Consider the following 25,411-nt stretch of genomic DNA (forward strand, 5'->3'; position numbering starts at 1 on the left):
TTTTCCTCAAATAGAAAAAGCCGCAGATGGAAAATCTGCGGCTTTTTTGTGTTGCCGTTTCGGCGGGTATCGTTGCTGTCGATAAGTAGAATACAGGTGAATGGATGATGGCTGGCTGCGGCAGACTATTTTTCATCCGTGAGCAAAAAGCCTTTCTCTTCCAGACCTTGTATCACACGGTCAAGCGTGGCCTCATCCGGCGCGCGCAGCGTGTGCAGATGGATGCCGCCGGTTAAGTCACATAATGGACGTGCTGCGGGATTTTTCAGTTTTTCGCAAAACATATCAGCATCGTAGCGGGAAAAAATATGCAGCGGAGCGCAGATTTGCCCATAAACCGAATGTTCAACTGTAACATCAAGCAGTGCGCCGCCTAAATCGACGACCGTGTACAGCTCTTCCAGCAGACGGTCATCGCCATGCCGACACACAACACGTCGCTCCGGATGGATAGGGGTAGAGGCGGCGCTTTCCAAAATATAACCGCGTGGTGTGGCTAATACAGAAAGCCCGCCGGCACGCAGCAGTGCGACATCTCCGACAATGATTTGCCGGCTCACACCGCATTGCGCGGCCAATGCGGTAGCGGAAAGCGGTTTTTGGCTCTGCGTGAGCAGATGGGTAATTTTGATGCGCCGTTCAGCAGCGTTCATGATGCGGTCACTCCTTAGTATTCCTATCATAGCAAAAGAAAAAGGACTATGCAAGCATAGTCCTTGAAATCGTCTGATATCAGCCCAGCAGATAGATGTTTGCGTACTGCACGCCAAGCTCGTATGCGCGGTCATGCGAAGAAACGAAAACGTCAATCTTGTTGTTCTTGATGGCTCCGCCGGTGTCCTCTGCAATGAATACACCGTAGCCTTCAATATAGACGCGGCTGCCCAGCGGAATGACCGAGGAATCTACAGCGATTGTACGGCCCTCGGTCGGAGTCGTGCCGGAAGCGGTCTTTGCACCGGCAACGCCGTTGCAGAGCTCACAGGGGCAATAGAAGGTCAGCTTGTAGTTGCCCAGCGCTGTCGAATTGTTTTTAATCGCATCGGTTGCGAGAAGCGAGGAAGAGTAGGCAACCGTCTTGGCGGATACCGGCTCGGTCAGCAGGTTGTCGCTCGAGGACTGCTGCGACTGCGAAGAATTGGTGGTAGCACTTGAAGCTGCCTGCTGTGCCGCTTCAGCTTTCGCTGCCGCCTCAGCCTCAGCCTTCGCCTTGGCTTCTGCTTCTGCCTTGGCTGCTGCCTCGGCCTTGGCCTTGGAAAGTGCCTGCTCAGCGGTGTCGATCTGGTCGGAAGTCAAAACCGTACCGACCGATGCATTCAGGTTGGAAGAGAGCATTGCAACGGGCTGATCGAGCGCTGCAGCGCTGATGGAAGCCATTGTGCCGACCGCCAGTGTCGCAGCAATCAGTTTGGATGCATGCTTTCGCAAAGAAAAGAACATGTGTTACACTCCTAAATCGTCGTGAAAACCCGCGGAAGCGCGGCATCGGCTAATGCCGATTTGTTTTCTGGCTGTTACTGATTTGTTGTCGATCTGTTTCTGATCTGTAACCTATGATACTTTACAATTGCATATTTGTCAAACGGTTTTTTGCATTTTTGTTCAAGATGCATAATTGTTTTGCTGTATGAATGGAATATCTGTATAGCTGAATGAAAAATATGGTTGAATTTTAGCATCCGAAACAAGTATGTGCACAAAGAACGGTTACAAAATGACATTTTTCGATGACAGGTGGGGAAGTGCGAAAAAACTGGAAGTATGTAGACCACAGGAGTGGGGAACAGTTGCCGATTGCGGATAATCAAATATTTGCCGGAGAATACTATTTTATAATAAGTATAATAGGTTGTCAGAAGCCATTGGTCGGTCTTCGTCTCCAGTCTGCAGCGGTTGTAAAAAAACTTTACACGGTAAAAGGAATGTGGTATTATTGAAAATAAGTGTTTGCAGTTCGCTGGGGATGCGTGGCCGATATGGAGCGAGACCGGGCTGCAGCGCAAAGATAAAATAGTGCATAAGGGCGGACGAACGGGATGCAGGTCTGTCTTTGTAAGAGACGCAGGGAAACCCCCTGAGTTGTTGTTTTACAGGTATTAAACTGATGAATAAAGGAAAGTGATAAAACTGTTATGAAAGAAAAACTGAAGATTATACCGCTTGGTGGCCTTAATGAGATCGGCAAGAACATGACCGTTATCGAATATGGCAGCGATATCATTGTCATCGACTGTGGCGTTGCGTTTCCGGACGACGATATGCTGGGCGTGGATCTGGTCATCCCGGATACCACTTATCTCAAGCGCAACATCAACAAGCTGCGTGGCTATGTCATCACGCATGGTCATGAGGACCACATTGGTGCAATTCCGTATGTTCTGCGAGAGTGCAATGCACCGATTTATGCAACCCGTCTGACATGCGGCATTATTGAGACCAAGCTGAGTGAGCACAAGATACCGCAAAAGGTGAAGCTCAATCGCGTGCGCGCGGGCGACACGGTCAAGCTGGGGTGCTTTAAGGTGGAATTCATTCACACCAACCATTCGATTGCGGATTCCGTAGCGCTGGCCATCACCACGCCGCTGGGTACGATTTTGCACACTGGCGACTTTAAAATCGACTTGACGCCGGTTTCGGGTGAGATGATTGATTTGGTTCGCATCGGTGAGCTGGGCAAAAAGGGTATCCTTGCACTGATGAGCGACTCGACGAATGTGGAGCGTCCGGGCTATACCCCGAGTGAAAAAATCGTGGGCAAGTCGCTGGAGAAGTTCATCATGGAAAGCGACCAGCGTATTATTATTGCCACCTTTGCATCCAATGTATCGCGCTTGCAGCAGATTCTGGACATTGCAGCCAAGGCGGGACGCAAGGTTGCCGTATGCGGCCGCAGTATGGAGAAAATCTCCAAGGTGGCGGGAGAGCTTGGTTATCTGAAGGATAGCGGTAAGGTAATGATTGATATTTCCGAAATCAAGCGCTATGCACGCAGCCAGCTGATTATTGTGTCCACCGGCTCACAGGGCGAGACGATGTCTGCGTTGTATCGTATGGCCTACGGCAGCCATAAGCAGGTCGAGGTCAATGCAGGCGACCGTATTTTGATTGCAGCTTCCGCCATCCCCGGAAATGAGAAGTCTATCAACAATATGGTCAATGAGCTGTATAAGCAGGGCGCGGAAGTCATCTATGACCGCTCTGCCGCGATTCACGTATCCGGTCACGCCTGCCAGGAGGATTTGAAGCTCATGCTGGGCCTGTGCAAGCCGAAGTACTTCATTCCGGTGCACGGTGAATACCGTATGCTGATGCAGCATGCCGGTCTGGCGCGCGAAATGGGCGTCAATCCCAAGAATGTGCTGATTACTGAAATCGGCCGTCCGGTAGAAATCAGCGAAAACTCGGCTCGTCTGGGCAATCCCGTGCCGGCGGGTCGTCTACTGGTTGACGGCTTGGGTATCGGCGATGTAGGCACTGCGGTGCTACGCGACCGCAAACATTTGTCTGAGGATGGTCTGTTGGTTGTTGTGGTGACGGTGGATGCGACAACAGGCGTTGTTATCGCCGGTCCGGATATCGTTTCCCGCGGCTTTGTTTACGTCAAGGAAGCAGAAGCGCTGATGGAAGAGCTGCGCAACATTTCGCAGATGGCGCTCGACCGCTGCGCGGTGGAGAATCTGCGTGATTGGAACAGCCTCAAGTCGGCAATCAAGGGCGATGTGAGCGATTATCTGTTCAAAAAGACCAAGCGCAGCCCGATGGTGCTGCCAATTATCATGGAAATTTAAATCAATAAAAAGCAGCCGCTTTTGCGGCTGCTTTTTCTATTTTGTGCATCTCGGCTTTGACGCTTGTCCGGGTATCTGCTATACTGGCAGTAAGCAGAAAAGGAGGCACGGTATATGCAGGTAAATCGAGTATGGGCGGTATATTGGAGCGCAACCGGAACAACAAAGCGTGTTGTGACCCGGATTGCGGAAAGCGTGGCGCAGGCTTTGGATGCTCCGCTTTTGAAATATGATTTTACTTTGCCGGAAGCACGGCAGGGAACACCGGATTTTACGGCGGAGGATTTGGTCATCTTCGGTACGCCGACCTATGCGGGGCGTGTACCGAATGTGCTGCTGAAATATCTGGCGACCGTGCAGGGACACGGTGCGGCAGCGGTGCCGGTGGTCACATTCGGCAACCGTGCGTTTGATGATTCGCTGATTGAACTACGCGACATCCTCGCGGATAACGGCTTTGTGCCGTTCGCAGCAGCGGCCTTTGTGGGGGAACACTCGTTCTCGAACACGCTCGCCGCAGGTCGTCCGGATGTAGATGATTTGGCACTGGCCGCAGAATTTGCGGCGCAGGTAGCTGGGTGCATTGCAGAAGTGCATGCGGACACACCGCCGATTGTGGTGCCGGGACGAGCGCGGGAGGAACGGACATACTATCAGCCGCGCGACCGCGCAGGCAATCCGGTGGACATTCGTAAGGTTAAGCCAAAGACAAGTGAAGTGTGTGACGATTGCGGTCTCTGCGCGAAAGTATGTCCCATGGGCTCGATAAACCCGGAAAATGTGCGGGAGTTCATCGGCATCTGCATCAAGTGCGGCGCTTGTGTCAAAAAATGTCCCAAGAGTGCGAAATACTATGATGATGCGGGTTACTTATATCATAAAACTGAGCTCGAGGAGGGCTATCGCCGCCGTGCGGCGGTCAGCCTGTTCCTCTGAGCAGAGAAAAAGGCTGACGCGATTGCGTCAGCCTTTATACATGCCGATTTTCTGCAGGTCGCCAATCATATCCGGTACGGTCATGCCGGCAATCTCCAGCCGCTGCGCTTCACCCGGATGCGCTTGGGAAAAGGTGTCCCACGCGGTGACGATGGTGTCTGTGCGCGGTACTTCAAAACGCGCAAGCAGTTTTTCCATGCGGGCAATCTGCGGGCTGTAAATGGACAACACTTTGTATTTCTGCACGAACAGCTCTTCTTCGGTCGCAAGCGAGCCGATGGCGAACGCGGAAAGACCATCCTGCAGAAGCAGCTCACCATAGCCGTCGAGAATCATGGTCAGTTGCTTTTTGGTCATGCCGTCCAGATACCAGACTTCATCCTGCTCCGCATCCGGGTGGATGGCGAGGAACAGTGGTTCGGTCAGCGAAGCGTAAAAGGCATGGATGAAATCGGATAGCTTTTCAAAGCTCAGATTGCAGATGATGGTGTCTCCGTCTCGCTGATACTGCTCACGCAGCTTGTCCGGAAAAGGAACGGTGACGCCTGCGGCGGTTTGAAACATAAAGGGATACTCCTTACATTATATAATATAGTGTCGTACATTGTCAGAAACGGATGCTGATTTCTCCGCTGGAGAGCGTGCGGGTCTGTCCGTCTGCACTGCGCACCAGCAAAAAACCGTTATCATCCAAGCCGATGCAGTCGGCTTGATAGGTTTCTGCGGGACTGATGACTCTGACCGGCTTGCCCAGACAGCACAAGCGGCTGCGGTACAGTTTGAGCAGCTCATCCGCGCGGTCCTGCTCCAATAGGGAATAGGCGCGCTCGAACTGGGTCAGCACAGCTGCTGCCAGTTCCGCGCGACGCGGTGTGCGCCCGAATTCGCTCAGCGCGCCCGCGACGGCGCGCACATCCTCCGGCCACGCGGGATTGGGCCGCAAGTTGACGCCAATGCCGACCAGCAGAGAGCTGACAATACCGCTTTCGCCTTCGATGGTCGCTTCGGTCAGGATGCCGCTGAGCTTGCGCCCTTCATGAAGCACATCGTTGACCCATTTGATTTCCGGAGAGAAACCAGCCGTCTGCGTGACCGCTTCCGCCACGGCAACGGCGGCGGCAATGGTGGCAAGCTGGATATGACCGATGGGCAGGGTAGGATGCAGCAGAATGGTCTGGTAAACGCCGGTCTCGGCGGGAGAGACAAAGGTGCGACCAAGACGGCCACGGCCGCCGGTTTGTTCCTCGGCCAGCAGCACAAAGCCATGCGACCGGTCCAGATACCGCTCTTTGATAACGGTATTGGTGGAGGATAGGCTGGGCAGCACGACCATTTCCTGTCCAATAAAGCGGGTGTTCAGCAGCGCCTGTACACCGGCGGCAGTCAGGCTGTCGTCCTCCGGCGCGAGCCGGTAGCCCTCGCCCGGTACGCCGTCAATTGCCATGCCGCAGCTGCGCAGCGCGGCAATTGCTTTGTGCACTGCGGCGCGCGATACACCGAGCTGCTGGGCAAGCTGTCCGCCGGACAACCGTTTGCCCCGCGCTTGTTCGAGTGCCTGTAATACCGCATCCTTGACCGACATGTACTTTGCGCCTCCTTGGTGAACAATAATTCTATTGTAAACGAAAGTAAGAAATAGTACAATAGTTTTGAGAAAAACTACGGCTATAAGCGGAGGAAAAACGGTTGAAAAGTAGAAATGACATCTTAAATGCGCTAGGTGGAACGGGAGAGGAGCGGCTGCTTCTGGCCGGTTTGCTGGACAAGGAGCAGACCTGTGAGACGCGCGGCTATCTGACGCACACCAAGTTCCTCAGTATGAGTGAGCGGGCGCTGTGCGCGGAGGCGGTGCGCCTTTGCGGTGCGACGGGTCACGCGCTGTTCTGGGGCGGATACGAGGATGCCGAACGCGGCATTTATCTGTTTTATCCGGATTATCTGGATGCGGAAAGCGCAAAACAGGCTGCTCCGCTGGCACTGCTGCGCGCACATAAGCGAAAAGAGGATACGCTCACCCATCGCGATTATTTGGGGGCGCTGATGGGTCTGCAAATCGACCGCGCGGTCGTGGGCGATATTCTGGTGCATGAGGAAGGGGCGGATATTCTTGTGCTGGAGGAGATGGCGGAGTTTATTTTGCTGCACTTCGCCAAGGCGGGGCGCAAGCAGATTTTTCTGACGCGTGAGCCGCTTGAGGCATTGCGTTGTAAACCGGCGCAAGAAATACAAGGCAGCGGATCGGTGGCCTCGCCGCGGCTGGACAGTGTGGCGGCACTGGTCTTCGGTATGTCGCGCAAAAACGCGCAGGAGCGCATTGAAAAAGGGCTGGTTTTTGTCAATCATGCGCCCTGTCTGAAACCGGAACGGTTGATAGGCGAGGGGGACAAGCTGACGGTGCGCGGCATGGGGCGGGCGCGCATTGTCGCATTCGGCGGCACGAGCAGAAAAGGACGTCTGTTTTTGGAATTTGTCAAAAACGCATGAAAAGAATGGTGGTTGTCAAGTTGAATTAGGTATGGTATACTATTGACAGCATCAATAAGGGGTTGTGTGGATATGAAAAAACGGTTGTTATCCGCTTTGCTGTGTATGGTTATGCTGACGGCAACGCTTCCGTTTGCCTCAGCCGCATCTGATTTGGACGGGCACTGGGCAAAAACCTACATTGAATATCTGGATCGGGAAGGTGTCATCAATCCGAGCGCAACAACGGGAAAATATGAGCCAAATCGCGATATGACACGTGCGGAATTTATGCGATATATCAATCGTGCATTTCATTTTACGGAAATGGCCGCCATCTCTTATACTGATGTATCGAGAAGTGCATGGTATTATGACACGATACGAATTGCTAAAAAATATGGATACATCAATGGCGTGGGAGATAACAAAATGGACCCTGAGGGCAAGGTGACGCGCGAACAGGCTGCGGTCATTGTCGGTCGTCTATTTAAGGCAGATCCGGGTAATGTTTCTCCTTCTGACCTGACGTTTACTGACCGCGCTCAGATATCCGGATGGAGTGCGGGATACATTAAGGCAGCGGTTGACAAGGGCTTTCTGGCGGGATATTCGGACGGTTCGTTCCAGCCGAATCGTGTGGTAACGCGCGGCGAGGTTGCAAAAATTCTGTACTATTACATGGGAACTTCGTTATCTGTTCCGGGCAAAGCGTATACAGGGGCCGATTTGAAAACCGATACCGCGAATGTTACTATTTCGGAAAGCTGTTCACTGTCCGATGCTACGATTCAAGGCGATTTGTACATCACGGAGGGACTGGGGTCTGATGCAGTCACCCTGAGTAATGTGACGGTCAAGGGTTCAGTTATCGTGTCCGGCGGTACGGTTACAATGATGAATACGTCGAGCGATCACATGATTGTTTCGTCACCGATGGGGCGCCTGCTGCAGGTTACTGCAACGGGCGCTACTCGCATCGGGAAGACGGAGGTTCAGTCGGCAGCAACGCTGTATGAAAAATCCTTGGCCTCAGCAGAGGATAATGGCTTCTCAGAGGTCGAGGTGAACGGCGAGGGGCGAGTCTCTCTGACGCTTGATGCGAACGTCGAAGAGCTTACGCTCGCAGGAGAGTCCACAGTCAGCACCACGGCGGGTACGCAGATTTATCAGATGACGGTAGAACAGCCGAGCTCTGTGACCGGCTATGGCTCGGTCTATCAGGCAAATATTCAAGTAGATGGTGTGAGCTTTGCCAGCAGCGTCTCTGTATCCGGTTATGCCATAGAAAAAGGTGTGTCGGCAACCATCGGCGGGAAAACAATGAGCGGCATCAGTACGGCAGGAGTGGTGCCGAAAAGTATTGCGGTAGATTTGGCAAATCCGTCCGCGCTGGGAACGGATGTAATGGTCAACGTGCCGAATAACGTAACGGTGTCTTCTGTTTTTTGCAATGGGGCAGGTCTGAATGAATCTTCGGATTACACGAAAACCGCTTCCGGCATCGCGATTTCGTCCTCGTATCTGACATCGCTCGCAAAGGGAAACTATACGCTGTCGCTTACCCTCTCAAACGGCCAACGGGAGAGTGTTTCGCTTTCCGTTACCAATTCAGAGGAAGCGGCATCGGTACAATCGGTTACCTTTGACCGATATTATCGCGCAACTGGCTTTCAGGATGTGCGCGTGAAGCTGTCGGGCGTTCTCTCTGAAAGCGATATTCTAGGTGTAGTTTTGGGATTTTCCGCAATTGATTACGAATTTGATAATTTGAATCGTTCGCTGGTGCTGCGTCGCGGTGTGCTGGCACAGCTGCGGACAGGCACCTATACGGTTTCGGCAGACCTGAAGAGCGGCGGCATCAGCACATTCAATTTGACGGTTACAGACTCGACACCATCCGGCATACACGCCTATGTTGCGGAGTATAATACATATGCGCCGACAGAGCCGAGCTTTACATTGCCGCTGAGCAGTTTGACTGTGAACAGTGTGACGGCGGTTCGGAATGGCGCAGAGACGGAACTGGAAGCTGGTATGGATTATACGACCTCTTCCAATGCCTTGACGCTGACCAAATCGGGGCTTGAGAAATTCCGGCGGGATGGCAATATGGTGGAGTTTACTGTTACCATGAGTGACGATTCGATTTATACGCTGGTGATTGACTATATTAAATGATTGCATCAAAAAAGACGACGCCTGCAAGCGCCGTCTTTTTTTGTATCTTGTGTTATCGTTCGCATTTCCAGAAGAAAGCAGAATAGGCAGGCAGTTCGCTGCCACCGCCGAAGTCATGCAGCTTACCGGAAATCAAGTCAACCGCCTGCCCGCATTTCGCATCGAAATGTGCAACATACGGTGCTTCGTCAATGTTGACCGCAATCAGCACGCGCTCATCCTCAAAGATGCGCTCCCAGATGCATTGTTTGTTGGTCAGCACGACCTGCTTGAAATCGCCATAACACAGCGCCTTGCTTTCGCGGTGCGCTTTGGCAAGTGCCGCAATCCAATCAGTCAGGTCGTTCCACAACGGTTTTTCAAACGAAGGACGCAGCGCGTCGTCTCCCTGATGCTTTTCACCTGTCGCGCCCCATTCGCTGCCGTAATACACACAGGGGATGCCGGGCATACCGAATTGCAGCGCATAGACGAGCGGCAGGTGCTTGGGATTCTGCAAAATGGATGCAATGCGGGTAACATCATGGTTGTCCACGAAATCCAGCAGATGCTTGCCGCGGTACAGCGTCCAGTTTTCCGGGCCAAACTGACGCAGCAGGGAATGCGTGATTTCAAAAAGGTTCAAGCTGTTCATCGAGGAGTACAGGCCTTTGTAACACTCGTAGTTGGTGCAGGAGTGCAGCATCTGGTCACCGACAAACTGGTTGTAATCCCCATGCAGCAGCTCACCCACCAGGAAAAAGTCGCGCCCTAAGCTGTCACAGAACGCACGCAGCTGACGGATAAAGTCTTTGTCCAGACAATAGGCAACATCCAGCCGCAGACCGTCGATATCGAATTCCTCTACCCACAGGCGGATGCAGTCGAAAATGTGCTGCACAACCGCAGGGTTTTTCAGATTGAGCTTGACCAGCTCGTAATGTCCCTCCCAGCCCTCGTACCAGAAGCCGTCGTTATAATTGGAGTTTCCGTCAAAGGAGATGTGGAACCAGTCCTTGTAGGGGGAGTCCCACTTTTTTTCCTGCACATCGCGGAAGGCCCAGAAACCGCGGCCGACATGGTTAAACACACCGTCGAGCACAACCTTGATACCGTTTTTGTGCAGCGTTTCGCAGACGGAGGCAAAATCCTTGTTTGTGCCGAGGCGGCAGTCGATTTTACGGAAATCACGGGTATCATAACCGTGGCTGTCAGATTCGAAGATCGGGGAGAAATAGACAGCGTTGCAGCCGAGTTTTGAAATGTGTTCGGCCCAGTCCGCTACCTTGCTGATGCGCGGGACGGTGATGCCGTCGTTGACGCGCGGCGCATCGCAGAAACCGATCGGATAGATTTGGTAGAAAACACTTTCATAAGCCCACATGGTAATTGCTCCTTTACAAATAGAGTCACTACCAGTATACTATGATTTGCCAAAAAAACAAGCGAAAGTGAAAATATTGGTTTTTGTGCAGAAAAAACACTTGCAAAGCGCAGGGTATTGTGGTATTATATTTCGGCAACACGGGCATTCCTCTGCTTATTTGTAGGGAAAATAGGGCAAGAATGTCTAAGACGAAAGGATGACAGAAAGATGGATCTGGTCAAAGTATTGTCCGAGCAGCAGCTGAAGAGCGATCTGCCGGAGCTCAAGATCGGCGATACCGTTAAGGTACACGCGAAGATTAAGGAAGGCAACCGCGAGCGTATTCAGATTTTCGAGGGCATCATCATTGCCAAGAAGCACGCCGGTGTAAACCAGACGGTTACCGTTCGCCGTATTTCTTATGGCGTAGGCGTTGAGAAGACGTTCCCGGTACACTCCCCGAACGTAGCAAAGTTCGAGGTTGTGCGCAGCGGTAAGGTTCGCCGCGCCAAGCTGTACTATCTGCGCGGCCGCGTAGGTAAGGCTGCTAAGGTTGCCGAGAAGGTTTAATTTTTACAACCGAACAACAAAAACGGGGAGCATTAGCTCCCTGTTTTTGTCTATTCAGTGTTTTTGGTCTTGCGCAGATGGAAATATGCCGCTATAATAAAATAGTATGCTTATCTTTTTGGAGGAATTATCATGGAGCAAGCACAGACCGAAGAGAAAAAGAAAGCCGAGGGGCGTTTTTCCAGCGAACTGTTCAGTTGGGGAGAATCCCTCATGGCTGTGCTGATATTTTTTGTTGTTGTATTCACGTTCTTTGTGCGCCTCATTGGTGTAGACGGTACATCTATGAATCCAACTTTGCAGGATCATAGTATCATGCTGGTCAGCAATCTGGGGTATACACCGGAAAAAGGAGATATTGTCATTGTGCGTAAGGAAGGCTTTTGGCACGACCAGCCGATTGTCAAGCGTGTGATTGCAACCGGCGGCGACACGGTGGATATTGATCCGGTAACAGGTGATGTAATTGTCAACGGTGAGGTGCTTGACGAGCCGTACATTTTGGAGAAAATCAATACACTGGAGCGCATGGGCGATTTGACCTATCCGCAGACTGTGCCGGAGGGCTGTGTTTATTTGCTGGGTGATAACCGCAACGGCTCAACCGACAGCCGGTGGTCCAGTCTCGGCATGGTGGATGAGCGTTATGTCCTGGGACATGTGCTCAGCGTAGTATTTCCGTTCAGTGATTTTGGATCGGTAGCGTGATAAGATGAATATTCAATGGTATCCCGGCCATATGACAAAAACCCGTCGTCAGATGGCGGAATATATCAAACAAGTAGACGCAGTGTGCGAGGTTGTAGATGCGCGCATCCCACAGGTGTCCCGCAATCCGGATATGGACGACATCGCCGCGGGAAAGCCGCGTCTGATGATTCTCAACCGGATTGATTTGGCCGACCCCTCGAAAACCGCGGTGTGGGCAAAGCATTTCCGCTCGCAGGGTATGGCGGTTATCGAGACCGACAGCCGCAAGGGACAGGGGACGCAGGCGTTTGCAAACGCGGTGCGCACACTGCTCGCGGATAAGATTGCCGGGTGGAATGAAAGAGGCCTGGTCGGCAAAGCGGTGCGCGTTATGGTCGTGGGCATCCCTAATGTGGGTAAATCGACCTTTATCAACCGTATTCTCGGCCGCAAGTCCGCCAAGGCGGCGGATAAGCCGGGCGTGACACGCGGCAGCCAGTGGTTCCGTGTGGACAGCGGTATCGACCTGCTCGACACGCCGGGTATTTTGTGGCCGAAGTTTGACGATGAGCGTGTTGGCATCCTGCTGGCATGCACAGGTGCAATTCGCGATGATATTCTGGATGTGGAGACGCTCGGCTGCAAGCTGATGGAGCTGCTTGCCGTGCAGGCGCCGCAGGCGATAGCCGAGCGCTACGGTGTGACGCCGCCGGAGGAGAGCGATTTTCCGGGGTATGACATGCTGATGCAGGCCGGACAGCGGCGCGGTTTCCTGCTGCGCGGCGGCGAGATTGATACCCAACGCATGGCGCGCATTCTGCTCGATGAGTTTCGCGGCGGTGTGCTGGGACGTATCACGCTGGAAACACCGGAGGATTACGTGCCATGACGTGGGAATTTGAAGAGAAGGCGTGGAAGGCCGGCTATTCCGCCGTGTGCGGCGTCGACGAAGCCGGGCGCGGCCCGATTGCGGGTCCGGTGTGCGCGGCAGCGGTCATTCTGCCTGCCGGCATTGTCATTGAGGGGCTGAACGACTCCAAAAAGCTCAGCGAGAAAAAACGAGAGGCGCTGTTTGATGCAATTACTGAGAACGCAGTTGCGTGGTCAGTATCGCTGGTCGATGAAAAGATAATCGACGAAATTAACATCCTGCAAGCGACGTATCGTGCCATGCGGCAGGCGGTTGAGGGGTTGCCGCATCCGGCAGACTTCGTCTATGTGGATGGGAACCGCTCGGAGGGATTGTCTCTGCCATATGAATGTGTTGTGTCCGGTGATGCATGCATTCCGAGTGTTGCGGCAGCCTCTATTATTGCAAAAGTGACGCGAGATCGGTTGATGCGTGACTTTGCCGAACGGTATCCGGTTTACGGTTTTGAGAAGCATAAGGGCTATGAAACGCGCGCGCATGATGCGGCACTGCTTGAGCATGGGCCGTGTCCCATCCATCGGCGCACGTTTTTAAAGAAGTTTTATCAAAAACATCCCGAGGCGCCGCGATGAAGGGCGCATGGGGGGAATATGCCGCGCGTGCCTATCTGGAACGCAAGGGTTACCGCACGGTGGAAACCAATTTTCGCACTCGCTTCGGAGAAATCGACATTATTGCGTCCCGCGGGGAATATATTGTGTTTGTCGAGGTCAAGACGCGCAAAAACGATTGTTTTACTGCGGCTCGTGAGGCTGTCACAGCTGCCAAGCAGCAGCGCATTGCCGCTACCGCTGCGTTGTGGCTGCAGAAGCATCCGTCCCGGTTGCAGCCGCGTTTCGACGTGGTCGAGGTATACGGCGAGGAGGGAACAACCGATGCGCCGCGTATCTGTCATCTGGAGAATGCGTTTGGAGGGTGAGAATGAAGCTGTTCGATCTGCACTGTGACACCCTGTATGAATGCTGCGAGACAGGCAAGCACCTGCGGGAAAACGACCTGCATGTGAATTTCGCTGCGGCACAGCGCTATACACATTATGCACAGTTTTTTGCTTTGTTCTGCGGCGCGCGTGCGCCGAGCGAGGCGCAGGCGCGTGGGCGGGATTGTCTGCTGGACACGCCGACGGACGAACGGCTGCGCCGCATGCTGCAAACGGCGGCACGCGAGTTTGCCGACAACGCCGACTGGCTGATGTTCTGCCGCTCAGCAGCGGATTTGCGGGCGGCATCAGACGCGGGCAAAGCGGCGGCGTTTTTATCCATCGAGGGGGCAGAACTGCTGCCCGATCGACCGGATGCGTTGGACGTCGCTTATGACGCGGGAGTGCGTTTGCTGACTCTCACTTGGAATTACCGCAGCCGCTTCGGCTGTTCGTCTGCGGTCAATCAGGAGGAAGGTTTAACGGATGACGGCAGGCAGCTGGTGCGGGACTGTGCTGATAAAGGCATTATCGTGGATGTGTCCCATTTGTCTGAGCGCGGGTTCTGGGACGTGTGCGAGACAATCGACGGTCCGTTCGTTGCATCACACAGCGACAGCCGCGCATTGTGCCGCCACGCGCGCAACCTGACGGACGCGCAGTTTATTGAGATTGTACAGCGGGGCGGTCTGGTGGGCATCAACCTGTACGCGCCGTTTCTCGTGCGGCAGGGCGGTGCGGTGCTGGATGATGTTATCGAGCATATTGAGCACTTTCTCAGCATGAGCGGGGAGAAAAGCATTGCGCTGGGCTGTGATTTTGACGGCTGCGATGAGCTGCCCGCAGGAATGGACGGTCTCAAGGACCTATATCAGCTTGCCGACCGCATGCTTGCGCGGGGCTATCGGCAGACGGTGGTTGACGATTTGTTTTATAACAATGCATATGCGTTTATACAAAAAATGCTGTAATATACCCATCAAAAACGGCGGAGGTTTGAATCAATGGAATATGTAAGCACAAGAGATAAGACGCGCAAGGTCTCCGCGGCCTACGCGATTGCAAACGGCATTGCGCCGGACGGCGGTCTGTACTGTCCGACGGAGTTCCCCGCGCTGACAGCGGAGGACTGGCATGCGCTGGCCAATCTGGATTATAAGGGCCGTTCGGCGCGCATCCTCGGCAAGTTCCTGACTGATTTTTCGGGCGAGGAACTGGCACAGTACGCAGCAAAGGCTTATGCGGACAACAAATTCGGCGGCAAGGATACCGCGCCGGTGGTGGCGCTTGCAGACGGCAAATATATGCTGGAGCTGTGGCACGGCCCGACCTGTGCGTTCAAGGACATGGCGCTGCAGATGCTGCCGCACCTGCTGACCGCTTCGCTGCGCAAGACCGGCGAGACGCGCACGGCCTGCATCTTGGTTGCGACTTCGGGCGATACCGGCAAGGCTGCGCTCGATGGCTTCCACGATGTGGAAGGCACCAAGATTATGGTGTACTATCCGGTCGACGGTGTTTCACCCATGCAGAAGCTGCAAATGGTGACACAGGAGGGCGCAAACGTTGAGGTCGTTGCTATTCGCGGCAATTTTGATGACGCACAGAGCGCGGTCAAGCGTATCTTTACAGATGAGGAGACGCGCGCAAAGCTCGACCGCGACGGCATGATGCTTTCCTCGGCAAATTCGATAAACTGGGGCCGTCTTGCGCCGCAGATTGCCTATTACATTTCGGCTTACTGCGATATGGTGAAATCCGGTGCGGTTAAGATGGGCGAGAAAATCAACATCTGCGTGCCGACCGGCAATTTCGGTAATATTCTTGCGGCTTACATCGCAAAGCACATGGGCCTGCCGGTGAATAAGTTTATTTGCGCATCTAATCGCAATAATGTGTTAACCGACTTTTTCAAGAAGAACGGCGTATATGACAAAAACCGTGATTTCTATACCACCACTTCGCCCTCGATGGATATCTTAATTTCGTCCAATCTGGAGCGTCTGCTGTTCTTTGCGTCCGACTTTGATGATAAGCTGGTTGCGGAGCTGATGCAGCGCCTGTCCACGGACGGCAGCTATCAAGCGCCGGAAGCGGTATTTGCGAAGATTGCCGCGGACTTCGATGCGGGCTGCTGCGACGACGAGCAGACTGCGGAGACCATTCGTGCGCTGTGGGAGCACGAGCACTACCTGTGCGATACGCATACGGCGGTTGCGGTGCGTGTTTATGAGGACTATCGTGCGCGCACGGGCGACCAGACACCGACCGTTATCGCGTCTACGGCTTCGCCGTTTAAGTTCTGTCGTTCGGTCATTGAATCGCTGGGCGGCACGCTGGAAAAGGATGATGTGTCTCAGCTTGCCGTTCTGACTGAGTTGACTGGTGTTGCTGCACCTGCGCCGCTTGCTGCGCTGGCGGACAAACAGCCGCGCTTTGACCGCGTGGTGGACAAGACGGAAATCCTGTCCACGGTCGAGCTGCTCAAGGATCTGTAAGCATGGCGCTGTATACGCTGGCCGACTTGCATCTGGCGACGGGCGTGCAAAAGCCGATGGATATTTTCGGCGGACGATGGCAGGGATATACGGAAAAAATCATTAAAAACTGGAATGCACTCATCGCGCCGGAAGATACCGTTGTGTTGGGCGGTGATATCTCGTGGGGCATCAGCCTTACCGAAGCGCAGGGCGATTTTGCGCTGCTGGAGTCGCTGCCCGGACGCAAACTCATCCTCAAAGGAAACCACGATCTCTGGTGGGAGACGGCAAAAAAAATGCACCGTTTTTTAGAGGAAAATGGGTTTACCACGATTGATTTTCTGCATAATAATTGCTTTTTCTATCAAAAGACTGCGTTGTGCGGTACACGCGGATGGCCCTTTGAGGAAGACTTTTCCGACCCCCATAATGAAAAGATATTTCGGCGCGAATTATTGCGTTTGGAAGCGTCTCTCAAATTGGGGGCCGCGCAACAGCCTGAGGAAATCATCTGCTTTCTGCATTATCCTCCTCTGTACGCGAATTTCCGGTGCGGTCCGATGATTGAATTGATGCAGAAATACGGCGTTTCCCGCTGTATTTATGGTCATTTGCATTCGGAAAGCCTGCGCTGGGCGGTCGAGGGAATGCATGACGGAATCGAGTGGCGACTGGTTTCGGGCGATCATGTGGATTTTACCCCGGTTTTTTTGAAAAAGTAGAAAAAAGTATGGAAATCTACAGAATAATCTGGTAGAATGATTTAGATACAATAGAAGTATTGAAGTAAGGAGTTTGGCAACATGGAACTGAAAAACACGGAAAAGCAGGAGCACAGCGTCGTTGCGCTGACCATCGAAATCACCAAGGCGGAGTTTGAGGCTGCTAAGGACAAGGCGTTTAAGAAGACCGGTAAGAATATCACAGTTCCGGGCTTCCGCAAGGGCAAGGCGCCCCGCAAGATGATCGAAAAGCTGTATGGCGAAGGCGTGTTCTTTGAAGAGGCTTTCAATATCATATATCCCGAGGCTATGGAAATGGCCGTTGAGAAGTCCGGCATCAAGCCGGTTGGCCGTGCGGATGTTGATCTGGGCGACCCGGCAGAAGAGGGCGGCCTGACCATCATCGCCAAGGTGCCGGTTGAGCCGGAGGTTGAACTGGGCGAGTACAAGGGCATCGAGGTTGAGAAGGAAACCGTCAAGGTTCTGGCTGCGGACGTGAAGGCGGAGCTGAACCGTCTGGCGCAGCGCAATGCGCGCACCGAGACCGTTGACCGCAAGGCAAAGAAGAACGATACCGTTGATATTGACTTCGAGGGCTTTGTCGATGGCGTTGCCTTTGAGGGCGGCAAGGCGGAGCATCATGCGCTGACACTGGGTTCGGGTACGTTCATTCCGGGCTTTGAGGATCAGCTGATTGGCTGCAAGGCGGGCGACGAGAAGGACGTTACCGTTACCTTCCCGGAGGATTACCATGCTAAGGAGCTGGCTGGTAAGGAAGCCGTGTTTAAGTGCAAGGTACACAAGGTAGAGGAAACCATTCTGCCGGAGCTGGATGACGAGTTCGCAAAGGATGTTTCCGAGACCTGCGAGACGCTGGATGACCTGAAGAAGGAGATTTCCGATCGCTTGAAGAAGGAGCGTCAGGAAGCGGCAGACCATGCCTTTGAGGAAAAGGTGCTCGACGCGGTAATCGAGAACCTGAAGGCGGATATCCCGCAGGCGATGATTGAGGGTCAAATTGACTCCATCGTTCAGGATTTCCGCTATCGTGTGCAGATGCAGGGTATGACGCTGGAGCAGTACCTGACCATGACCGGTACCGAGATGGGTGCATTCCGCGCAATGTTCCAGGCGCAGGCAGAGCGTCAGGTGAAGATTCGTCTGGCACTCGAAAAGGTTGCAGAGCTGGAGTCCATCGCAGTTTCCGACAAGGAAATGGAAGAGGAATATGCTAAGATGGCGGAGCAGTACAAGATGGATGTGGAGAAGGTCAAGTCCATCGTGTCTGCCGAGGCGCTGAGCGACGATTTGAAGATTTCCAACGCGCTGGAGTTCATTAAGAAGCATGCCAAGGTGAAGAAGGCATCTTCTAAGAAGAAGGCGGACGAAGAGGCAGCTGAAGAGACTGCGGAGTAATCCGTTTTCCGCGCGCATGCGCAGTAAAACAGAAATCGGTCGCTATGCGGCTGGTTTCATAAAAAGCGCGAGCGTTGCCCGCGCTTTTTATACAAAGGCCAAAGAAGTTTCCACACAGAGGGAACTTCTTTGGCGCAATAGTCCTTCCGGCATTGCCGGTAAGGGCGTGGCTCGATGGAAACTGTGGTTTTCATTGAATTCTCGAAAGGAGTTTTCCAAGTGAGTTTAGTCCCAATGGTCATCGAACAGACCGGCCGCGGCGAGCGTTCGTTTGATATTTATTCCCGTCTGCTCAACGACCGCATTGTGATGCTGTGCGAGGAGGTCAACGATACGACCGCTTCGCTGGTTGTGGCGCAGCTTCTGTATCTGGAAGCCCAGGACCCGGACAAGGATATTTCCCTGTATATCAACAGCCCGGGTGGTTCGGTTACGGCAGGTATGGCGATTTATGATACGATGAATTATATTAAGTGCGACGTATCGACCATCTGCATCGGTATGGCAGCATCTATGGGCGCATTTTTGCTGTCCTCGGGCGCAAAGGGAAAGCGTTATGCGCTGCCTAATGCCGAAATTATGATTCATCAGCCGTCCGCCGGCACACAGGGACAGATTACCGATATGGCGATTCATCTGAAGCGTCTTGAAATTATCAAGAAGCGTATGAATAAGATTTTGTCCGAAAACACCGGCAAGCCGATCGAGGTGGTTACTGCGGACTGCGAGCGTGATAACTTCATGTCCGCAGAGGAAGCAGTGGAATACGGCCTTATCGACAAGGTGTTTGATAAGCATTGATAAGTGTAGGGTAGAGGTGCCAAATGCCGAATTTTGATGATGATAAGACGCTGAAATGTTCGTTTTGCGGAAAACCGCAGGGACGTGTCCGCAAGTTGATTGCAGGCCCCGGCGTATATATCTGCGATGAGTGCATCGGCGTATGCACCAGCATTCTGGAGGATGAGCTGGATTTCGCGCCGGAGGATCGCGCGGAGCAGGCGGCAATTGAGCCGGAAAAACTGCCCACGCCGCAGGAACTGAAGGCGGTGCTGGATGAATATGTCATCGGACAGGAGCGTGCGAAGATTGCGCTTTCGGTTGCGGTGTACAATCACTATAAACGTATTTACCATCCGGAAACCGATGTGGAATTGCAGAAATCCAACATTCTGATGCTGGGTCCGTCCGGTTCGGGTAAAACGCTGCTTGCGCAGACACTGGCAAAAACGTTGCAGGTGCCTTTCGCAATCGCGGACGCCACCACGCTGACAGAAGCAGGTTATGTTGGTGAAGATGTGGAAAATATTCTGCTGCGCTTGATTCAAGCGGCCGACTTTGATGTCGAGCTGGCAGAGCATGGCATTATCTATGTCGATGAGATTGACAAGATTGCCCGCAAGAGCGAAAATCCCTCTATTACACGCGATGTATCGGGTGAGGGCGTCCAGCAGGCACTGCTCAAGATGCTGGAGGGTACGACGGCCAATGTGCCGCCGCAGGGCGGCCGTAAGCATCCGCATCAGGAATTTATCCAGATTGATACGAGCAACATTCTGTTTATTTGCGGCGGTGCCTTTGATGGTATTGAAGGTATCATTCAGAAGCGCATCGGAAAACAGGGCATGGGCTTTGGATCTGAGGTTAAGAGCCAGCAGGAGGATCAGACCGATCAACTGCTTGCCCAGATTGAGCCGCATGACCTGATGAAGTATGGGCTGATTCCTGAATTGATTGGCCGTCTGCCGGCTGTGGTTTCGCTGGATACGCTGGATGAGAAAGCCTTGGTGCGTATTTTGCAGGAGCCGAAGAACGCGCTGGTTAAGCAGTATCAGACTTTGCTGGCCATGGACGGCGTGATGCTGGAGTTTGCACCGGATGCACTCGAGGAGGTCGCAAAGACCGCTCTTGCCCGTAAAACGGGCGCGCGTGGTCTTCGCGGCGTGCTGGAAAGCGTGATGACGGACATTATGTTCCGCATTCCGTCCGACACAAGCGTCAGCCGTGTGGTTATCACACGGGAAACTGTGACGGGGGAAGGCGAGCCGCTGATCGAACACGGTGGGCGTGCAGCGCTTCCTTCCGGGGCTGCGTCTTCGAAAAAAGGCGAAAAACGCTCAAAACCAACAAAAAGCGCATAAAATTGCAAAAAAACGTGGGGGAACCGCTGGTTTCACCCGCGTTTTTTGTCTATTACTGTTTGTGGATGCTTTACAAACCGAGAAAAATATACTATACTGACTCTATCTAATTATTTTTCCGCGTGTGAGGAGAGAACTATGACTGTAACAACCGAGGCGGAGTTCAAGCGGCTGCCGGTGCTGCCGCTGCGCGGCTTAACCGCCTTTCCTAATATGATTATTCATTTCGACGTTGGGCGTCTGATGTCGATTCGTGCGCTGGAAGCGTCGATGAAAAGTGGACAGATGATTTTCCTAACGGCGCAGCGTGAATTGAAAACCGACGTGCCGTCACCGGGTGATTTATATCAAATTGGAACCATATGCATGGTGCGGCAGATTTTGCGCTTGCCGGGCGATAATATTCGTGTGCTCGTCGAGGGTCGCACCCGTGCGCTGGCGCATCAGTTTACAGCGCCCGAAAAGCAGGATGACTGCATTTTTGCTGACGTTGAGGAGCTGAGTGATTATGTCATCGGTGTGACCGAGCGGCGTGCACAGGCACTGGTGCGTACGGCACAGGAACGGTTTGCAGAGTATGCGCAGAATGCCGGCCGTATTTCGCAGGATGTGGAGATGACGGTTGCAGAGGGCGGTGAGCCGGGATGGCTGGCAGATTACATCGCGCAGAATCTGTCGGTCGAAGTCGAAGCGAAGCAGGAGATTTTGGAGGAGCTGAATGTCACGCGCCGTCTGGCGATGGTGATTCGACTTCTGGGCGAGGAAACCGAAATTCTCAAGATTGAGAATGAGATTCAGGACGAACTAAAGACACAGATTGACAAAAATCAGCGGGAATATTACCTGCGTGAGCAAATTAAAGTGATTCAGAGTGAGCTTGGCGAACAGGATGTCACTGCGGAGGCGGAGAACTATCGGAAACGTGTTCTTGAGCTGCATCTGCCGCAGGAGTGTGAGGACAAGCTCATCCATGAAGTGGACCGCTTTGCCAAACTGAGTGGTTCCAGCGCAGAACAAGGTGTCGTGCGCACCTATCTGGATACCGTGCTGGAGTTGCCTTGGAATAAAAAGAGCGAGGAACGGTTGGACTTGGGCGAAGCGCAGGCAATTTTGGACCGTGACCACTACGGTTTAAAGAAGGTCAAGGAGCGCATTATGGAGTTCCTGGCGGTCAAGACGCTTGCACCTGAGCTGCGTGGGCAGGTGCTTTGTCTGGTAGGCCCGCCGGGCGTGGGCAAGACTTCGATTGCAAAATCTATTGCGGAGGCAATGGGGCGTAATTATGCGCGCATGAGCTTAGGCGGCGTGCGGGATGAAGCGGATATTCGTGGCCATCGCAAGACCTATATCGGGGCGATGCCCGGGCGTATTATGGATGCGCTGCGTCGTGCGAGTACATCCAATCCGTTGCTTTTGTTGGATGAAATTGATAAGATGGGCAACGATTTTCGGGGCGATCCCGCCGCGGCCATGCTGGAGGTATTGGACACCGAGCAGAATGTCGCATTCCGTGACCATTATGTCGAGCTGCCATTTGACCTGTCGGATGTGCTGTTCCTGACTACGGCAAATGATCTGTCCACCGTGCCGCGTCCGTTGCTGGACCGCATGGAGGTTATAGAACTGTCCTCGTATACGGAGGAGGAGAAGCGACAGATAGCGTTGCATCATCTGCTGCCCAAGCAGATGGAAAAGCATGGGCTGCATAAGGGACAGCTCGTGATTTCCGAGAAAATGCTGGGACTGGTCATTTCACGGTACACGCGCGAAGCGGGTGTGCGCCGTTTGGAACAGTTATTGGCGAAAATCTGCCGAAAGGCGGCCAAGCATATCACGGACGGCGGGCGTCGTCTGACGGTGTCAGAGAAGAATTTGGAGGACCTGCTGGGCGTTGCACGATATAAGGACGATGTCGTAACCAAAAAGGACGAGGTAGGCATTGTCAGCGGTCTTGCATGGACGAGTGTCGGCGGTGAAATGTTGGAGGTAGAAGTCGCTGTTGTTCCCGGTACGGGTAAGATTGAGGTGACCGGTAATCTGGGTACAGTGATGCAGGAAAGCGCTAAGGCGGCGGTGACGTTTGTTCGTTCGCGTGCAAATGAGCTTTCCATCGACCCGATGTTCTATAAGGACAACGACCTGCATATCCATTTCCCGGAGGCGGCGGTGCCGAAAGATGGCCCCTCTGCAGGTGTGACCATCACAACGGCACTGGTGTCTGCACTGACTGAAGCACCAGTGCGTCACGACGTAGCGATGACCGGTGAGGTTACGCTGCGCGGACGTGTGCTGCCGATTGGCGGCTTGCGGGAAAAAACCATGGCAGCTTACCGCGCGGGTATCCGTACGGTCGTTATCCCGAAGGATAACGAGTCGGATTTGCAGGATATTGAACCGGTGGTGCGGGAGAAGCTGGAGTTTGTCACGGCTGCGCACATGGATACGGTGATGGAGACTGCAATCGACTTTACGCGCCGGCCGCGCAAAAGAAAGAAAACATCGCGCAATCCGGTGACGCGACAGTCCGACACGACGGCAACGGCGGTGATGCAATGATGGACAAACAAAAACCGGCACTTAATCTGCATAATGTAGAGTTTTTACGCTCAGCGGTCAAAGAGAGTGATTTTCCGAAGGATGCGTTGCCGCAGATTGTTTTCGCGGGCAAATCCAATGTCGGAAAGAGTTCGGTAATCAATAAGCTGCTCAATCGCAAAAACTTTGCCAGAGTTAGTGCACAGCCTGGAAAAACCATACACATCAACTATTTTTTGATTGACCGGAAAATGTATCTGGTCGATTTGCCGGGGTATGGCTATGCGCGCGTATCCAAAGCGGAGCAGCAGCGCTGGGGTGCGTTAATGGAATCCTATTTTGCGATGGACCTGCTCACGCTGGGTGTGCAAATCGTGGATATCCGGCATAAACCGACACGGGATGACGTGACCATGGCGGAATGGTTTCGTGCATCCGAAAAGCCTTGGGTTGTGATTGCTAATAAGCTGGATAAAATCAAAAAAAGTCAGCTGGAGGGAAATCTGGCGGAGATTCGTCAGACGCTTTTACTGCCGGAGGAAGTGCCGGTTATTCCGTTTTCGGCCGAAAAGGGAAATGGACGGGATGAAGTGCTTGCCCTCATGTATGACCACGTTGGAAAGGAAGCGGTCGAGTGATGGATTTTTTGCGCCGTTTTATGGCAGGAAGATACGGAAGCGATCAACTGAATAATGCATTACTTCTGCTTGGCTTGGTGCTGATTGTTGTGGAATGGATTAGCAGATGGAGATGGGTTGGTATCTTCGTTCTCGCGCTGCTGATTTTATGCTATTTCCGTATGTTTTCGCGCAATATTCAGGCTCGCTACGCGGAGAACCAGTGGTTTCTGCGGCGATGGGGGCCGGTTTCCAATCGGCTGCGCAATATGCTCGCGCGTTTTCGAGATAGAAAGACACATCGCTATTTCAAATGCCCGCAGTGTAAGCAGCGGCTGCGTGTGCCGCGCGGCAGAGGGAAAATCAATATCACTTGCCCGCATTGCCATCACCAGTTCATCCGAAAAAGCTGAAAAGTAATGGACTATAGATTTTACCTGATAAAGTACTAGAAGATACTTGCTTTTTTTCAAAAAAAAAGTATAATAGAATTACAAATACGAGCAGGGGGCGATTCCAATGACCGTAGATCAGTTGATTGGTAAAATCTATAGCAAGCTTAGCAAAGCGGATATTGCTGGAACGCAGGGAAAAGTAGCGGTTCAGTTCAATCTGACCGGTAAAGTTACGGGCGTTTTTTACATCGAGATTCTCAATGGTGTGTTGTCTGTTATGCCGTATGAGTATATTGACCGTGACGCTTGTGTTTCCGGTAGCTTGACAAATATGGAAAAAATCCTCAATGGTAAACTGATTCCTCAGGTTGCGCTTGCAGAAGGGAAAATTACAGTTGAGGGAAATGTAGATAAGGTTATGGTACTTGCCGAATTGATGAAACAGGCATAAGTGGAATCGACATAAGTAAAGTGATATGCCGCCCGTTGGAAAACGGGCGGCATTGTTTTGTGGTCCTGCAAAAAACATGCATGAATCTTTTTTAAGCACATGTGTTTATGGGGGAACAAAAGAAAAGCACAGACCTCCGGTATGATGTAGAATAAAAACATCATGCAGTCCAATGCTGAGTTCATGTAAACAGATGGGAGGCTGAGCGGATGACATATCAGCAGTTTGCGTTCTATTGCAATGTCATGAAACATCTTGTTGCGAAAAAGAAAAAAACGTGTAAAAAGGTGTTGACAAAAGGTGATAGAGGTAGTATACTAATCGAGCTGCTTCGGTGAGAGGCCGCCAAATCGGAAAGAATTTGAAAGAAATGAAAAAAGTTCTTGACAAATACTTCTCGGTTTGATATACTAAATAGGCTGTTTCGACAAGAAACGGCACGGGTCGAAAAGAGTTTGAAAAAAGTTGAAAAAACTTCTTGACAAACCGAATTCAACCTGATATAATAAATAAGCTGTCACCGAGAACGGTAAAGAGCTTCGAAAAGTTCTGAAAAGTCCTCGAAAACAGCGGATTGTACCTTGTAAATTAAACAACGAGAAAGCTTGACTTGGTTTCTTAAGAAATCGAGTGTAGTGCGAACCTGAAATTCTAAGAGTTTTACTCTTGGTAAATCGGTGGAAGTCACAACTCCACTTAAAATAAAGTGACACGTCGGACTCTAAAGTCGATTGGATGAGCTTCGGCTCTTTCGATACAATTTTTAGAGAGTTTGATCCTGGCTCAGGATGAACGCTGGCGGCGTGCCTAACACATGCAAGTCGAACG

The 25,411-nt window shown here is 52.6% G+C and carries 24 protein-coding genes and 1 rRNA gene; 20 read left to right on the forward strand and 5 right to left on the reverse strand.

What is annotated here, in order from left to right:
* Window positions 1-125: 125 nt before the first annotated feature.
* Entirely contained in the window at window positions 126-653 is a 528-nt protein-coding gene (locus ACTQ34_RS06850) for a transcription repressor NadR (RefSeq protein WP_441363122.1), read from the reverse strand.
* 79 nt (window positions 654-732) lie between these two features.
* The gene (locus ACTQ34_RS06855; RefSeq protein WP_441363123.1) at window positions 733-1,440 is read right to left on the reverse strand and encodes a 3D domain-containing protein; all 708 of its coding nucleotides are present in this window, start codon (window positions 1,438-1,440) and stop codon (window positions 733-735) included.
* A gap of 692 nt (window positions 1,441-2,132) precedes the next feature.
* On the opposite strand from ACTQ34_RS06855, the gene ACTQ34_RS06860 reads away from it, so the two are divergent.
* Together ACTQ34_RS06860 and ACTQ34_RS06865 are read left to right on the forward strand one after the other, a co-directional pair.
* Window positions 2,133-3,791 carry a ribonuclease J gene (locus ACTQ34_RS06860; protein ID WP_441363124.1) on the forward strand — a complete coding sequence of 553 codons (1,659 nt, stop codon included), beginning with the start codon at window positions 2,133-2,135 and terminating at the stop codon, window positions 3,789-3,791.
* A gap of 114 nt (window positions 3,792-3,905) precedes the next feature.
* Window positions 3,906-4,727, forward strand: a complete 822-nt coding sequence (locus ACTQ34_RS06865; RefSeq protein WP_441363125.1) for an EFR1 family ferrodoxin — start codon at window positions 3,906-3,908, stop codon at window positions 4,725-4,727.
* Between the two features lie 27 nt (window positions 4,728-4,754).
* Here the strand turns inward: ACTQ34_RS06865 and ACTQ34_RS06870 are convergent, their stop codons facing one another.
* Both ACTQ34_RS06870 and ACTQ34_RS06875 read right to left on the reverse strand, forming a co-directional pair.
* The gene (locus ACTQ34_RS06870; protein ID WP_441363126.1) at window positions 4,755-5,291 is read right to left on the reverse strand and encodes a hypothetical protein; all 537 of its coding nucleotides are present in this window, start codon (window positions 5,289-5,291) and stop codon (window positions 4,755-4,757) included.
* A 43-nt stretch (window positions 5,292-5,334) separates the two neighbouring features.
* The gene (locus ACTQ34_RS06875) at window positions 5,335-6,309 is read right to left on the reverse strand and encodes a biotin--[acetyl-CoA-carboxylase] ligase (protein WP_441363127.1); all 975 of its coding nucleotides are present in this window, start codon (window positions 6,307-6,309) and stop codon (window positions 5,335-5,337) included.
* A 104-nt stretch (window positions 6,310-6,413) separates the two neighbouring features.
* Between ACTQ34_RS06875 and ACTQ34_RS06880 the strand changes: the two genes are divergently transcribed.
* On the forward strand, window positions 6,414-7,211 hold the full coding sequence (locus ACTQ34_RS06880) for an RNA-binding protein (RefSeq protein ID WP_441363128.1): 798 nt from the start codon (window positions 6,414-6,416) through the stop codon (window positions 7,209-7,211).
* Between the two features lie 72 nt (window positions 7,212-7,283).
* The gene (locus ACTQ34_RS06885) at window positions 7,284-9,371 is read left to right on the forward strand and encodes an S-layer homology domain-containing protein (RefSeq protein WP_441363129.1); all 2,088 of its coding nucleotides are present in this window, start codon (window positions 7,284-7,286) and stop codon (window positions 9,369-9,371) included.
* A gap of 52 nt (window positions 9,372-9,423) precedes the next feature.
* On the opposite strand, the gene ACTQ34_RS06890 is transcribed toward ACTQ34_RS06885, so the two are convergent.
* On the reverse strand, window positions 9,424-10,734 hold the full coding sequence (locus ACTQ34_RS06890; RefSeq protein ID WP_441363130.1) for an alpha-amylase family glycosyl hydrolase: 1,311 nt from the start codon (window positions 10,732-10,734) through the stop codon (window positions 9,424-9,426).
* Window positions 10,735-10,944: 210 nt separating this feature from the next.
* On the opposite strand from ACTQ34_RS06890, the gene rplS reads away from it, so the two are divergent.
* The 16 genes from rplS to ACTQ34_RS06970 form a co-directional block, all read left to right on the forward strand.
* Entirely contained in the window at window positions 10,945-11,286 is a 342-nt protein-coding gene (gene rplS / locus ACTQ34_RS06895; RefSeq protein ID WP_125116150.1) for a 50S ribosomal protein L19, read from the forward strand.
* A gap of 132 nt (window positions 11,287-11,418) precedes the next feature.
* Window positions 11,419-11,994 (forward strand): signal peptidase I, encoded by a 576-nt coding sequence (lepB, locus tag ACTQ34_RS06900; protein WP_441363131.1) that lies wholly within the window; start codon window positions 11,419-11,421, stop codon window positions 11,992-11,994.
* Window positions 11,995-11,998: 4 nt separating this feature from the next.
* Window positions 11,999-12,865: a ribosome biogenesis GTPase YlqF gene (ylqF, locus tag ACTQ34_RS06905; protein WP_441363132.1), complete on the forward strand. Its 867-nt coding sequence runs from the start codon at window positions 11,999-12,001 to the stop codon at window positions 12,863-12,865.
* Window positions 12,862-13,479, forward strand: coding sequence for a ribonuclease HII (locus ACTQ34_RS06910; RefSeq protein WP_441363133.1), 618 nt, complete (start codon window positions 12,862-12,864; stop codon window positions 13,477-13,479). Before ylqF ends, ACTQ34_RS06910 begins: the two co-directional genes overlap by 4 nt.
* Complete coding sequence (locus ACTQ34_RS06915) at window positions 13,476-13,826, forward strand: YraN family protein (protein ID WP_441363134.1); 351 nt, start codon at window positions 13,476-13,478, stop codon at window positions 13,824-13,826. Before ACTQ34_RS06910 ends, ACTQ34_RS06915 begins: the two co-directional genes overlap by 4 nt.
* A gap of 2 nt (window positions 13,827-13,828) precedes the next feature.
* Window positions 13,829-14,797, forward strand: coding sequence for a dipeptidase (locus ACTQ34_RS06920; protein ID WP_441363135.1), 969 nt, complete (start codon window positions 13,829-13,831; stop codon window positions 14,795-14,797).
* Between the two features lie 33 nt (window positions 14,798-14,830).
* On the forward strand, window positions 14,831-16,324 hold the full coding sequence (gene thrC / locus ACTQ34_RS06925) for a threonine synthase (protein WP_441363136.1): 1,494 nt from the start codon (window positions 14,831-14,833) through the stop codon (window positions 16,322-16,324).
* Window positions 16,325-16,326: 2 nt separating this feature from the next.
* On the forward strand, window positions 16,327-17,028 hold the full coding sequence (locus ACTQ34_RS06930) for a metallophosphoesterase (RefSeq protein WP_441363137.1): 702 nt from the start codon (window positions 16,327-16,329) through the stop codon (window positions 17,026-17,028).
* A gap of 81 nt (window positions 17,029-17,109) precedes the next feature.
* Window positions 17,110-18,444 carry a trigger factor gene (tig, locus tag ACTQ34_RS06935; RefSeq protein WP_441363138.1) on the forward strand — a complete coding sequence of 445 codons (1,335 nt, stop codon included), beginning with the start codon at window positions 17,110-17,112 and terminating at the stop codon, window positions 18,442-18,444.
* Between the two features lie 219 nt (window positions 18,445-18,663).
* On the forward strand, window positions 18,664-19,245 hold the full coding sequence (gene clpP / locus ACTQ34_RS06940) for an ATP-dependent Clp endopeptidase proteolytic subunit ClpP (RefSeq protein ID WP_054327555.1): 582 nt from the start codon (window positions 18,664-18,666) through the stop codon (window positions 19,243-19,245).
* A 23-nt stretch (window positions 19,246-19,268) separates the two neighbouring features.
* A complete protein-coding gene (gene clpX, locus ACTQ34_RS06945; protein ID WP_441363139.1) occupies window positions 19,269-20,585 on the forward strand; it encodes an ATP-dependent Clp protease ATP-binding subunit ClpX in 1,317 nt (438 codons plus the stop codon).
* Between the two features lie 138 nt (window positions 20,586-20,723).
* Window positions 20,724-23,141, forward strand: coding sequence for an endopeptidase La (lon, locus tag ACTQ34_RS06950; protein WP_441363140.1), 2,418 nt, complete (start codon window positions 20,724-20,726; stop codon window positions 23,139-23,141).
* A complete protein-coding gene (yihA, locus tag ACTQ34_RS06955) occupies window positions 23,138-23,758 on the forward strand; it encodes a ribosome biogenesis GTP-binding protein YihA/YsxC (protein ID WP_441363141.1) in 621 nt (206 codons plus the stop codon). The genes lon and yihA overlap by 4 nt, the downstream gene beginning before the upstream one ends.
* The gene (locus tag ACTQ34_RS06960) at window positions 23,758-24,150 is read left to right on the forward strand and encodes a hypothetical protein (protein WP_441363144.1); all 393 of its coding nucleotides are present in this window, start codon (window positions 23,758-23,760) and stop codon (window positions 24,148-24,150) included. The genes yihA and ACTQ34_RS06960 overlap by 1 nt, the downstream gene beginning before the upstream one ends.
* A 106-nt stretch (window positions 24,151-24,256) precedes the next feature.
* On the forward strand, window positions 24,257-24,583 hold the full coding sequence (locus ACTQ34_RS06965) for an SCP2 sterol-binding domain-containing protein (protein WP_373166372.1): 327 nt from the start codon (window positions 24,257-24,259) through the stop codon (window positions 24,581-24,583).
* Between the two features lie 760 nt (window positions 24,584-25,343).
* Window positions 25,344-25,411 (forward strand): 16S ribosomal RNA (locus ACTQ34_RS06970); the annotation flags it as partial.

The organism is Agathobaculum sp. LCP25S3_E8 (genome assembly GCF_052117165.1).
In the GTDB taxonomy this organism is placed as follows: Bacteria; Bacillota; Clostridia; order Oscillospirales; family Butyricicoccaceae; genus Agathobaculum.